This window comes from Dehalococcoidia bacterium (assembly GCA_025060295.1).
Lineage (GTDB): Bacteria > Chloroflexota > Dehalococcoidia > Lucifugimonadales > HRBIN23 > HRBIN23.
This window is the reverse complement of the sequence record JANXCH010000011.1, coordinates 1-12,431: the sequence shown is the minus strand read 5'-3', so window position 1 is coordinate 12,431 and position 12,431 is coordinate 1. Positions and strand designations below refer to the sequence as shown.

Annotated in this window: 12 protein-coding genes; all 12 read right to left on the bottom strand. The window is 58.0% G+C overall.

Annotated elements, in window-relative coordinates; all coding sequences use genetic code 11:
* Positions 1-46: 46 nt before the first annotated feature.
* Complete coding sequence (locus NZ951_05130; protein ID MCS7207304.1) at positions 47-1,594, bottom strand: flippase; 1,548 nt, start codon at positions 1,592-1,594, stop codon at positions 47-49.
* Positions 1,591-2,409, bottom strand: coding sequence for a class I SAM-dependent methyltransferase (locus tag NZ951_05125; GenBank protein MCS7207303.1), 819 nt, complete (start codon positions 2,407-2,409; stop codon positions 1,591-1,593). The genes NZ951_05130 and NZ951_05125 overlap by 4 nt, the downstream gene beginning before the upstream one ends.
* 7 nt (positions 2,410-2,416) lie before the next feature.
* On the bottom strand, positions 2,417-3,781 hold the full coding sequence (locus NZ951_05120) for a nucleotide sugar dehydrogenase (GenBank protein ID MCS7207302.1): 1,365 nt from the start codon (positions 3,779-3,781) through the stop codon (positions 2,417-2,419).
* Between the two features lie 24 nt (positions 3,782-3,805).
* Positions 3,806-4,894, bottom strand: a complete 1,089-nt coding sequence (locus NZ951_05115) for a glycosyltransferase (GenBank protein ID MCS7207301.1) — start codon at positions 4,892-4,894, stop codon at positions 3,806-3,808.
* Positions 4,891-5,877 carry a glycosyltransferase gene (locus tag NZ951_05110; protein MCS7207300.1) on the bottom strand — a complete coding sequence of 329 codons (987 nt, stop codon included), beginning with the start codon at positions 5,875-5,877 and terminating at the stop codon, positions 4,891-4,893. The genes NZ951_05115 and NZ951_05110 overlap by 4 nt, the downstream gene beginning before the upstream one ends.
* Positions 5,870-6,874 (bottom strand): NAD-dependent epimerase/dehydratase family protein, encoded by a 1,005-nt coding sequence (locus tag NZ951_05105; GenBank protein ID MCS7207299.1) that lies wholly within the window; start codon positions 6,872-6,874, stop codon positions 5,870-5,872. Before NZ951_05105 ends, NZ951_05110 begins: the two co-directional genes overlap by 8 nt.
* Before the next feature lie 99 nt (positions 6,875-6,973).
* The gene (locus NZ951_05100; protein ID MCS7207298.1) at positions 6,974-8,329 is read right to left on the bottom strand and encodes a UDP-glucose/GDP-mannose dehydrogenase family protein; all 1,356 of its coding nucleotides are present in this window, start codon (positions 8,327-8,329) and stop codon (positions 6,974-6,976) included.
* A 23-nt stretch (positions 8,330-8,352) separates the two neighbouring features.
* The gene (locus tag NZ951_05095) at positions 8,353-9,177 is read right to left on the bottom strand and encodes an FkbM family methyltransferase (GenBank protein ID MCS7207297.1); all 825 of its coding nucleotides are present in this window, start codon (positions 9,175-9,177) and stop codon (positions 8,353-8,355) included.
* A 24-nt stretch (positions 9,178-9,201) separates the two neighbouring features.
* On the bottom strand, positions 9,202-9,771 hold the full coding sequence (locus NZ951_05090; protein ID MCS7207296.1) for an HAD family hydrolase: 570 nt from the start codon (positions 9,769-9,771) through the stop codon (positions 9,202-9,204).
* Entirely contained in the window at positions 9,758-10,348 is a 591-nt protein-coding gene (locus tag NZ951_05085; GenBank protein ID MCS7207295.1) for an SIS domain-containing protein, read from the bottom strand. Before NZ951_05085 ends, NZ951_05090 begins: the two co-directional genes overlap by 14 nt.
* A gap of 8 nt (positions 10,349-10,356) precedes the next feature.
* On the bottom strand, positions 10,357-11,346 hold the full coding sequence (locus NZ951_05080) for a GHMP kinase (protein ID MCS7207294.1): 990 nt from the start codon (positions 11,344-11,346) through the stop codon (positions 10,357-10,359).
* A partial coding sequence (locus tag NZ951_05075; protein MCS7207293.1) for an NAD-dependent epimerase/dehydratase family protein occupies positions 11,343-12,431 on the bottom strand: 1,089 nt, incomplete at its 5' end. The genes NZ951_05075 and NZ951_05080, both read right to left, overlap by 4 nt.

The window sequence follows — 12,431 nt, the reverse complement described above, 5'->3', positions numbered from 1 at the left end:
GTGGACATTTTTCACCCGATCAAGCACGAACTTCAGACCCCCTTTTCTACAAAGTGGATATCTTGGAAGAGTTATCACGGAAGAAAGGTGTTATTTGCTTCACGGCTTGTCGTTCTTCAGTGTTTAACACTACAAACAATACCAGAAACGCAAAGATGCTTAGGAGTCCGATAGAGAGAACCATTTTTAGGAGGATCCAAGAAGCAGGTAAAAGGAGATGAATAACACCTATCCCAAAAGCTAGTCCTACCAGGAGCACACCGGCCATCACGCCTCGGTTTGCCAGTAGCAGCGTAGGAGCAAGGCCCAAAGCCCACCAGGCTGTGAGAGAGAATAGAACAGCATCCGCTATGTTGCGCAGGGTCCACGCCAAGGCCATTCCGACAATGCCCATTTGTCGCGTTAATAATACTGCCAATCCTACATAAACAGGTGCTTCCAATAAGAAAATCCTCGCCACTAAGTCAGGCCTGCCTGCTCCCTGTAACGCAATGGAAGGTACCACTGCAAGGGTATTGAGGAACATCCCTATGGCCAATACTTGGAGCACCCGTGTGCTTTCGTGCGCAAAATCTGCTCCCAGCCATAAGGTCAACCCTTCCCGGGCGAACACAATGATAAGTAAAGCGATGGGCCCCATTATCACCATCAGCACCTTGAAAGCAGAGGCATAAAGCCTCTCCATGCGTTTCTTGTCCACACTTCCCAGGGCGCTGAAGGCAGGGAAAAGGGTCACGTAAAGGGCCGAGGCAATGGAAGACGATTGCCAGATGAGGCTGTGTGGGGGCGCATAGTATGCCACGGCGGAGGTAGAAAGCACTGTCCCAATGATTATTCGATCGCTTCCTGCCACCAGGGAGGCCAGGATGCTGACCCCCATCATCCATCCCCCAAACCCCAACAGGCGGCGCAGCGCTGCCTGGCTGACCCGCGGCACACCGCGCACCTCCGGGCGCACCCGCAGGGCCACGGCCCCCGTAACCAGAACTCCTATAAGGCCCGCTCCCACTGCTAGAGCGCCAACCCCGGCCAGGGACCAGCCGAGCCACACCCCCAGCAGAGGGAGCACCATTCCCAGGATGCGCACCGGCACCCCAATGGCATTAGAAAGGTCAAACCTGTGGCTCCCCTCCAACAGGCCTCCCACGGCCCTGGCGCAGAGGTGCAGAGGAGCAGACAGGGCGAAGACCAGTAGCAATGCCCGCGCCTCAGGCACCAGCTCTGAGGGAATGCGCAGGACGCGGGTCGTGAGAAAGGGCACCGCTGCGGCAAAGGCCACACCTGCCACAACGCCCAAAGCGACACTGGCCAGTAAAGCCGTCCAAAATAGGTAAGCAATCTCTTCCCTCTCGCCTCGGGCCAACGCCTCGGAGACAAACTTAGTAGTGGCCTTCCCCAGCCCTATGTCAAAGATCAAAAAGTAAGCGAAGATACTACCTGCCAGTGTCCACAGTCCGTAGCGCTCTGTTCCCAGTCCGTGGACAAATAAGGGCACCACCGCCAGCCCCACCAGGGGCGGCACAGCGCCCCCCACAATGGTGATCAGGGTGTTGCGCGCAAGGGTAACCCGCCCCGGGAGGACAGCAGTCGTCATAGCCAGCCGGGCTTCGCCACGATAAGGATATGCCAACCTAGTCGGTGTTCCAGCCAGCGGAACCAAGGCGTGGGAAGTAAGCGAAAATACCAGACCCACTCATATTGATAGCGGATATATTTGTCAATCTTGTAGGGGAAAATATGCTTCTTATGCATCTCCACAATGCGGAAATCTTTGAAGAGGCGACGCACATCTCGAAACGAATAAGTATAGGTAACAGGAGACCCCTCCTGGGCCTCTGAGTAGCGGCGCACCAGTTGCCGTGTCCGCCAGAACGCTCCGCGTCCATACTTCATAACAATCCAAAACACCTTCCACGACCACTTGGCGTAGAGCATCACCCGTACCTCTGTGTGAGGTGCGCAATATTTCTTGATCTCCTCTATTACTCGCTCCGGATGGGGGGTATGATGAATCACCCCGAAGGAGTAGATGAGATCATACGGCTCCACGGGCACAAAGGAGGAGAGCTCCTCGGCATTCCCGCAGAAAAAGCGTCCCGACAGGCCGTAGACGGCGAAACCCTGGCGGGCGATGTCCAAACTGCGGGGGGAGAGATCCACAGCGGTGATGTCTGCCCCCGCTCGGGCGAAGTTGACGGCATCTGTCCCGATTCCACACCCGATTTCCAGCACTTTTTTTCCTTTCCATCGCCAAAACTGGGCGAAGCCAGGGATATGGGGTTCCACGAAATACCTGCGGGCCTCCACCTCGTCAAAGTATTCGCGTGTCCCCACCGGCTTATTGGAGTGGCGAATGTTACAGGGTCGCCTGTCCCAGAACGCCCGAACCTGCTGCAAAAGGTCCACCATAAGTCACCTACTGCTCTGCGGGCGATTTCCACAGCCGCGCCAAGTGTTCCCGGGCTAGGGGCTCGGCATTTCCTATCCCCAGAGGGGCGTAGGTAGCGCTGGGGTTGGAGAAGCGTTCACGCATCAGACGCCACGCATCCACCACGATGGGATGAGGGGAGTTGTTCTCCAACGGTAGGGCCCGGAAAGCGGGGTCTGGGTTGGCGATAAGCACAACATGGGCATGGCGCACCGCCTCGGCGACCGACGGTGCATAGACAACCTGCTCCCCCAGCAGTTTACGCGCCTCCTCCATTGCCAGGGGATCGTAGACCACAACCCGAACCCCGGCTTGAGCCAGGTGCTGGGCAATGTTCAATCCCTGGGACTCTTCTACGATAGGCGTGTCGGGTTTATAGGCGAGCCCCAGGACGGCTACAGTCCCTCCGGGCGGTGTCAAAGCTAACACACGCTGCACAACGCGTTCTGCGACGGTGCGATTGAAGGCGTCAGTGGTCTCTGCTAGGCTAGCATTCACACCCACATAAGACGCTAAGAAGGCTAGGGCACGGTTGTCGCGGGGCAAGCAGGGGCCGCCATATCCCAGAGCACCTTTCATGTAACTGGGCCCGCTGATACGTCTATCAAGGCTGATGGTGCGCGTAACAGTGTCCACATCTGCTCCAGGAAGGCGCTCACAAAGGGCCGCAAGCATGTTGCAGAAACTGATTTTGAGAGTTCCGAAAGTGTTGAAAGCAATCTTCGCTAGTTCAGCGTTGATCCAATTCGTCCGCACGATCGGCGGTTGGTTGAGTAACACTTGTCGGTAGAGGCTCTCTAAGGTATCGCCGGCTTTGGTGTCGGACTCTCCGATGAGGACAAAATCGGGGCGGAGGAAATCGCGCAGGACAGTTCCCAGAGCGACGAACTCCGGGCTGTAGCACAGGCCGAAGTCCTGTCCACACCGCTTCCCCGAGGCGCCTTCCAACACAGGCAAAATGCCGAACTCAGTGGAGCCGGGCAGCACGGTACTGCTGACGACTACCAGGTGGTACTCCCGTTTCTGGCGCAGAACCTGGCCCACGGCCTCTGCCGCTTGGCGGACATAGCGTAAAGAGAACCGCCCGTCAGGCTCACTGGGTGTGGGGACAAGGATAAAGGTAATATCGGAATGCTGAATGGCATCCTGATAATCTTGCGTGGCGCGCAGGCGGCCGTCGGCGTGGGCGATGGCCTCGTTCACACCGGGCTCTAGCACAGGCGACCGACCGGCGTTGATGGCCTCCACCACTTGGGGGTTCACATCCACGCCGATGGTGGGGAACCCGCGGGAGGCGAAAGCGGCGGCGATGGGGGCCCCCAGTTTGCCCAAGCCGATGACGGAGAGGCGCATCACCAGTTCCTCCTTTCCAGGATGCTACCAAGCCAGCACTGCTCGACGGAGAAAAGACTTGAGGCCCATGCCTAGAAAATAGAAACGCTTAATGGGAGTAGAACGATAGGTTGCCGCTAAGCGGAGCAGGGCATCAATATGACCGAACCGCTCATAAAAGGAGGCGTATAAGCTGAGGATATCGCTTTGACGCATTCTGCGGATAGGGGCACCGAACAACGGGCCTTTCTGAACAGTTTCCAACAATGCCTGGACGCGGTGCACTAATGTATGGTTCTTATGCACCTCTTCATACCCTGCACGGGCAATCCGCTCCCGTTCCTCGTCGTGGCTCAAATAGTAATCAATCTTCTCCAACAACTCTCGTTCTGTATCAAAACCCACATAATGTACGCCTTCCTGGAATAGAACCTCCTGGCCGTTGGCGGCGCGCTTGGTGAGGAGCAGGGCTCCGCAAGCCATGGCCTCGAAGAAGCGGGGGTTGAGATCATTGCCCACAGGAATATTGAAAACGATTTTAGCGCGGGAATACACCTGAGCGATTTCTTCATAAGGGTAATAGCGCATTTCATTAACACGATACTGTCGAGAAAGAATTTTGATAAGCCGCCGCCGACTGGCCATATACATTTTCCCTATCATAGCCACATCCAAATCGCGTGACACATGAAGATCGCGCACGATCTCCGTATTGCAGGTCCAGGGATGCCACACCACGGCACCGGGCGGGTGGTCGCGGAAAAAAGGCAGATAGTTGCGTTGACGCAGGAATACTAGGTCAAAAAAGCGCGCCTGGAGAAGACGACTTTTGAGATTACGGTGCACATCGCTGATAATGGCTGCTGTGGGGATAGGAGAGGTCTCTAAGCCGCGTGGGATGAGGCCGAACGGCTCAATCCAGAGGAAGAGATCGGCACCTGGATAATCGTTAAGAATTTCCTGGAGTGTAATATCTGGGGGATACCCCCGAGAAAACTGCCCTGGCGGTGCGGAATACCAGCGGTTGGCCACATTGACAACATAAACCTGATGGCCCAAGCGTTGAAGGACACGGGCATAATGCCGACCCTCATTCAGTTCGTGCTCGCTAGGGTAGCTGAGAAGGATTTTCATAGTCGTGGGGCACTGGCCATTTTCCACCAACCAGGATGATACCAGTCAGGTCGCCACCGAGGTGTGCCGAAAAGATAACCTAAACGCTTCAAGAAAAAATCATCGGCATCGCGCCATATGGCTAACCCTTCGCGGACGCGCTGCCATTGACGATATTTAACAAGATAAGCCATGCTACGAAACATATATCGGCGACGTAGGCGAGGATAAGCGCTCACATAGGGAGCGACGAGATCAGGGTGTGTTTCGTGATAGAATCGGAGGTGTTTTGTGTAAATACCGAGGGACCAAAACACATGGCGCCAGTGCACGTGCCTATAGGGATGGTGCGGTTCCCTAGGATAAATAGTAATGAGGGGTTCGGGGACATAAGCTATATTCTCCGCGTCCCGAGCCAAGCGGAGCCACATATCTACATCGCTGATGAACCCGAATGTGGAGTCAAATGGGCCTGCTTTGACCAAAGCGGTTCTTCGCATCATCACAGTGGCGAATACCGCACAGGTAACGGTCTTGAAGTAGTGTGTGGCTATCTCTGTCCCGCGCACAAAGTTGCCCGAGGTCATGCGATATACACGCCTGGAGCCATCCGGATGGATGGTGTCGTAGTCGTTGAAGACAAAAGGGGCGTCGGGGAATGCATCGAGAGCCGATTTCCATTTGGCGAGGAGATCCTGGCGGTAAATGTTGTCATCGTGGACGATGGCGATGTACATCCCCCGTGCCTGCTGGACAACAGAGTTAAGGTTTCCTGGCATGCCCAGGTTTTTCGCGTTGCGCACATAGCGCACACGGCCATCGCGTCGACTGTATTCTGAGCCAACTTCTTGAGTATGGTCGCTGGAGCAATCGTCACTGATAATTAGTTCGAAATCGGAAAAATCTTGTGCTAGTAAACTGTCCAACACTGCAGGGAGTCGGTGGGCACGATTGTAGGTTGTGAGGCAGACACTGACAGGAGGGGCACTAGAGGTGTCAGGCATAAAGTTGGTGCACCCACACTTTGGGCGTGCGCTCGGTGATGATCTCCAGGCCTAAGTGATAACGGAAGGGGCGCGGACCTTTGGCGCGCACCCACTCCACCATCTGGGCCACACCCTGACGGAGCGGCACACGGGGGGTATATCCCAAAAGGCGGCGGGCCTTCATGGCGCTACAGGTGGCCTCCCGCACCTCCTGGGGGCGCTCCGGAACATATATGGGATCCAACTCAAATCCCACCGCCTCGGCCACGATCTCCGCCAGGTGATTGATGGTTACAAATTCATCATCGGGACCTATATTGATCACCTCGCCTACCACATTGTCTTGAAAAGCCATGCGGATAAGGGGATCGATGACATCGGAAATGTAAGAAAAACAGCGCCGCTGATTGCCATCGCCGAAAATATAGGGCTGTTTGCCCTGCAGCATGCGGTTGATAAATATCGCAACCACATTCCGATAGGGGTCATCATATTTTTGGCGGGGGCCATAGATGTTGTGGGGGACGGCGATGACATATTCAAACTTATGCACTTCGGCCATCAGTTTGACCAGGTCCTCTCCAGCCACCTTACTGATGCCGTAAGGGTCCACAGGACGGGTGGGCATGTCCTCCGTGAAGGGGATGGGGTTGTCCCCGTAGCGCGCCATGCTGGAACAGTAAATGAACCGGCGCACACCGGCCTGCACCGCTGCCGACAGGGTGGAGGCGGTGGCAAGGTAGACATGTTTCGCCACAAGGGCGGGGCTGAACACGCTGAGCCCTTCGTGAGGCGTGGCGGCGCAGTGGTACACCACTTCGGCCCCCTGCATCGCCTTGCTCAGGGCCTGCCAATCGTTGCAGTCAATGGGATGGAACTCCACCCCTTGGGGGAGGTTGTCCATCTCGCCGCCAATGAGATTGTCGTTGCCGGCGACGCTGTGGCCTTGGGCGATCAGGGCTTCCGCCAAATTGCTGCCCAGGAATCCAGCGATACCCGTGATGAAGATTTTCATGTGCGTCTCCACTATGCGAAGTTTATTCCTTATTCTCCCGCTGGGAATTGCACTATGGAGATGGATATTTGTATGAAGATGGGGATAAGTTTGTTTAGCCTATGGGCGGCCCACAGAGAAGTACCCGAAGCCCAACGCACGCATCGCCTGGGGGTCGAACAGGTTGCGTCCATCTCCCAAAATGGGCACCCGCATCAGGCGACGCACGCTCGCCATGTCTACTTGCAAAAACTCCGGCCACTCGGTGAGCACGAGGAGGGCATCGGCTTCGCGCACGGCCTCGTAGGGGGAGGGGGAATAGTCGATCTCCCCGTGCTCACCACCAAGCATGCGGCGTGCTGTGGGGAGGGCTTGGGGATCATAGAGCCGTAGGCGCGCCCCCTCCGCAAGAAGGCGCTTGATGATGGTTATACTGGGCGCTTCGCGCATGTCATCGGTCCCTGGCTTGAAGGCGAGGCCCCAAATGGCCACGGTCTTCCCCTTGAGGTTCCACAAGGCCTGGCGCAGTTTCTGCACAAAACGCAGGGGGCGCTCCTCGTTGATGCGGTCCACCTCCCGCAAAAGACCCATATCTACACCCAGCGATTCCCCAACGCGCACGAAGGTCTTTAAGTCTTTGGGAAGGCAAGACCCCCCATAGCCAATGCCCGCCCGCAGGAAGTGGGGTCCGATACGGGGGTCTAATCCCAAGCCCCGCGCCACCTGGTCCACATTCGCCCCTACCGCCTCACATACATCTGCCATCAGGTTGATAAAGGAGATCTTCATGCTCAGGAAGGCATTGGAGGCGTGTTTGATGAGTTCGGCGGTGTTGGTATCGGTTACGATAAGTGGGGCAGGGCCGTGGGGTCTATCCGGGCGCAGGAAAGGTTGGTATACTGTAAGGAGGATGTCACGGGCCTGCGCAGAGTCCACGCCCAAAACGATGCGGCTGGGGTTGAGGAAGTCGCGCAGGGCTGTTCCCTCCTGGAGGAACTCCGGGTTGACGGCCACGTCAAAGGCGTGTTGGCCATTACTATACCAGCGCAAAGTCTTCTCTATCTGTTTGGCGGTACCTACCGGTGTGGTGCTCTTCTCTACGATGAGTTTGTAACCGTTCATATGGTGAGCGATGGTGCGCGCCACCGCCTCTACCTGGGAGAGGTCAGGCAACCCCTCATGGGAAAGGGGTGTGCCCACGCACACGAAAAGCACGCGGGCCTGTTGCACCGCTTCCCCGGTGTCGGCTGTGATGTGCAACCGTCCGGAACGCAGGTGGGTCTGTAGGGCCTCTTGCAGGCCGGGCTCGTAAAAGGGCACCTGACCACGCGCGATCATCTCTGCTTTGGCGCGGTCGTCATCGGCGCCGATGACCGTCCACCCCACCTCGGCCAGCCCCACGGCGGTGGGAAGGCCTACGTGCCCTAGCCCGAGAACACCTATGGGCTCGACTTTCACGGATCCAGACTGGGTCATACTTCTTCACTCTCAGAGTGGTTTTACGGTTTGTGAGCGAACCAATAGGATCCGGATATAGGTTCCACACGATAACCGGTGGAGTTCAAAAGATCGTGCACCATTCGTCGATTGTGCGGCATGACTTCAATAATGAGGCGGGGAGACGCTTGCGTGAGCACGTGCGAGGAACCGCGTAAGACATGCACCTCAGCCCCTTCTGTGTCTATTTTGATAAGGCGGACATCCGTCGCCCGATAGAGTTCTACCAGTGCATCAAGAGGGGTAGTTTTGACGACGATCGGTTTTCCCCCTAAGGGTGCTATGAAAGAGTTGAAGCCCGGTTGGAAGGGAGAGCGAAAAAACTGTTGCTCTCCCTCCTGATCAGAGCAGGCGACATTGATACACTCCACGTTTTTTAAACCGTTCAGAATCACATTTTTGCGCAGGACTTGGAAGGTAGAGGGATCAGGTTCTATTGCCAACACTCGTCCGCGCTGGCCTAGTTTTCTGGCGACCTGGACAGTATATCCGCCAATATGTGCTCCCACATCGATGAATATACCTTCCTCAATGCCAAAATATCGCTGAAGGTAGGGTTCATGTTCGGGAACGACGCAAACGAAATCGTTGGTAAAACGTCTACATATAAATTGCCCGTGCGGAGTCCGCAGGCATATATTGCTTAACAACAAGTAATCAGGTAGAAGCCTCCCTACACCATAATATCCAAAAAAGCGTCGTAAAAAGTGCAAAGGGATATGCGATGCGCGCGCTATGACCATAAGCATTTTGTCGCGGGGGGTGGCGCAATAATACACGAGCCGTTTGCTTTGCTGCATATATCGAATAAAACGCCAGCGAAGCATCTTCATTCCAGTCCGTACGGAGCTCTACTTTACATTCCCTTTGCTAATGCAGTGACCATCTCCATACACATACCCCACCACCGTCCCCCACTCCTCGGCCTGATAATCAGCGGGCGGGTCGCCTCTCACAGGATGGAACGGATCAGGGCACTGTGTAAGCAGCACCGTGCGGCATCCCACGCTCTTTCCGGCGGCGATATCGGTGTCTGCATTCCCCACAAGGAACGACTGCTTCAGATCTAGGTTCAGCTGTTGTGCCGCCTGCAGCAGCAGACCCGGCTGGGGCTTGCGGCAGGTGCACCCCTCCCACGGGGCGTGGGGGCAGTAGAACGCCCCGTCCAGGCGCACCCCATAGGCCAGCAGGCGCTCCTCCAACCGCCGGTGCACCGCCTGCAGTTCCTCAGGGCGCACCAGCCCGCGCCCTATGCCCGATTGATTGCTCACCACCACCAGGGCGAACCCTTTGCGTTGCAGAATCGCCAGCGCCTCCCCCGCCCCGGGGAGCAAGCGCACCTGCTCCGGGTCCCGCAAATACGGGATATCCTCGATGAGCGTGCCGTCCCGATCGAGGAAAACGGCCCTACGCCCCCCCATGCTCATGTCCCCTTTCGGTTGCTATGCGTCGCCGCAACGCCAGAACCACCCAATGGAATGCCAAACAGTGCAGGGATTCCACGGCTCCCATCTCATAGCAGGGGACGTGGAGTTTCACCTGGGCGATCTGGTGCAAACGTCCCCCGTCAAAGCCGGTGATGCCCACTGTGGTGAGGCCGTGGGAATTGGCCCACTCCACCGCTCGCAGGATGTTCTTGCTGTTGCCCGACCCGCTAAAGGCCACCAGCACATCCCCCGGGCGTGCATAGGTCTTCACCTGCTCCTCAAACACTACCTCATACCCGATATCGTTGGAGAGGGCGGTCATAAAAGAGACGTTATCGGTCAAGGCCAGGGCGCGGATGCGCTTAGTAACGCCCATGTGAGGGAGAGTGCCTTTGGCCAAGTCTTGGGCGAAGTGGGAGGCGTTGGAGGCGCTCCCCCCGTTGCCGATGATGAACACCGTGCGCCCCTCCTGGTAGGCGCGGTACATCAGGTCAATAAGGGGCTCCACCTGCCCTACAAGGGTGTCCACCAGTCCCTTGACCGCCTCCAGATAGGCGCGCACGTCGTGCACAGGGGGGTTCATCGCCAGGTATACCGCCGGTAGTTGAAGATGACCTTGCTCCCGTCCCGCTCTACCATAAATGGCATGGGGCGATAGCCGTCCAATGCTCGCAGGACGGCCTGGTGGTGCTGCGGGGGGCAATACAGAAGCAGGAAGCCCCCACCCCCAGCCCCCGTGATTTTGCCCCCTAGCGCGCCAGCCTGGCGCGCCCGTTCATACATGTCGTCAATCAGACTGTTGGAGATGCCCGGGGCCAACTGCTTCTTGAGACGCCAGTTCTCGTCCAGCGCCCAGCCGATGCGGTCCCAGTTCCCCTCCAGAAGGGCGGTGCGCACTTCCAAGGCCAGGGCCTTGATGGCATCCAGATAGTCCAGATTGGCCTCCGTGCGGGCTTTCTGGACGGACAGAATATTCGACGCCTGACGGGTTACGCCGGTATACACGAGGAGCAGATGGGCCGACAGGCGGCGCAGATCCCGCTCGGTCAAGGGGAGGCGCTCCACCTCCACTTGTCCATCCGACCGGAAGCGCAGGGCGCACACACCGCCAAAAGCGGCGATGTACTGGTCCTGCTTGCCGATGGGCTTCCCGCACCGCTCAATCTCCACCTGGCAGGCCTCCTCCGCCAACTGGTGCGGGCCGACTTGCTCGCCCCGATAGATGTGAAAGGCGTTCAACAGCCCCACTGTCAGGCTACTGGACGAGCCCAAGCCCGACCCTTCCGAGGGCACATCGGCCAGGGTCGTCACCTCCACCCCGTCTTTTACGCCCGTTATGAGCATGGCCTCCCGCACCAGTTCGTGGCGGATATCCTCCACCCGGTCCACGATCTCCTTGCGGGAGTAGTTGATGTAAATCTTATCGTCGTAGCGCTCGTTGACGATGACGAACACATACTTATCAATGGCGGCGTTGACCACGAACCCCTCCCGACGCTGGTAGTAGTCGGGGAGGTCGGTGCCCCCGCCCGCCAGGCTGATGCGTAGAGGCGTCTGCACGATGATCACGCCCGCACCGCCACTGTGCGCAAGACGCCCTGGGCGCGCATCTGGGCCTGGGCGTAGTCCAGCAAGTCAGCCGAGCACTCCTGGCTGGTCAGCCAGGCGATGTAGGCACGGATGCTGTCCTGGGGGGTGTAGCGGGGCTCCCAGCCCAGCGCCCGCAGGCGGGAGATGTCCGACACGATGTGGCGGGTGTCTCCAAAACGGAACACCCCGGGCACCTCAATCTCGCCTCCTTTGCCAAAAGCCGCTACCACCATCTGGGCGAACTCCAATACCGTGTAGGGACGGCCCCCGCCCACATTGTAGACCTGATAGTCGGTGCGGGGATCCTCCAGAGCCAACATGGTGGCGTCCACCGCGTCGTGGATATTGACATAATCCCGCACCTGCCTCCCGTCCTCGTAAACCACCAAGGGCCTGCCCAAGAACAGGGAGAGGCAAAAGATGCGGCACACCCCCGAATAGGCGTTGGCGAAGGACTGGCGTGGCCCCTGCACGATGGAGTAGCGCAGGGCTGTCGTAGGGATACCGTACCTCTTGCCCAGGTTCAGGGCGACCATCTCCTGGGCATATTTGGACATGGCGTAGGCGTTCTGGGGGTTGACCACGCTTTCGTCGGTCGGCTCCCAGTGCATGGGGCGCTGGCAGTGGGGACAATGCACCTCCCAGTCGCCGGCCTCCAGTTGGGCCAGGGGGCGCATGCCGGGATACACCACCCCGTGCTCCCCACAGCGGTAGCGCCCCTCGCCGTAGACCGCCTGGGACGAGGCCACTACCACCTTGCGGATGGGCAGTTTCCGCCCCACGATGATCTCGTACAGCAGGGCGGTGCCGGCGGTGTTGACGCGGAAGAAGGTGCTGAAGTCGGGCATGTAGTCCTGATAGGCGGCCAGGTGGATAACGGCGTCCACGTCCTCCAGGGCGCGCTCCCAATCGGTGCGGGAGGTTACATCCCCCTGGATGAACTCGGCATCAGGGGAGAGCCAGAGGGGTTTGCCGCGGGGGTGCACACGGGGATGGAGGTTGTCCAACACCCGCACGGTGTAGCCCCGCTGCAGGAGGCGGTCCACCGTGTGGGAGCCGATGAA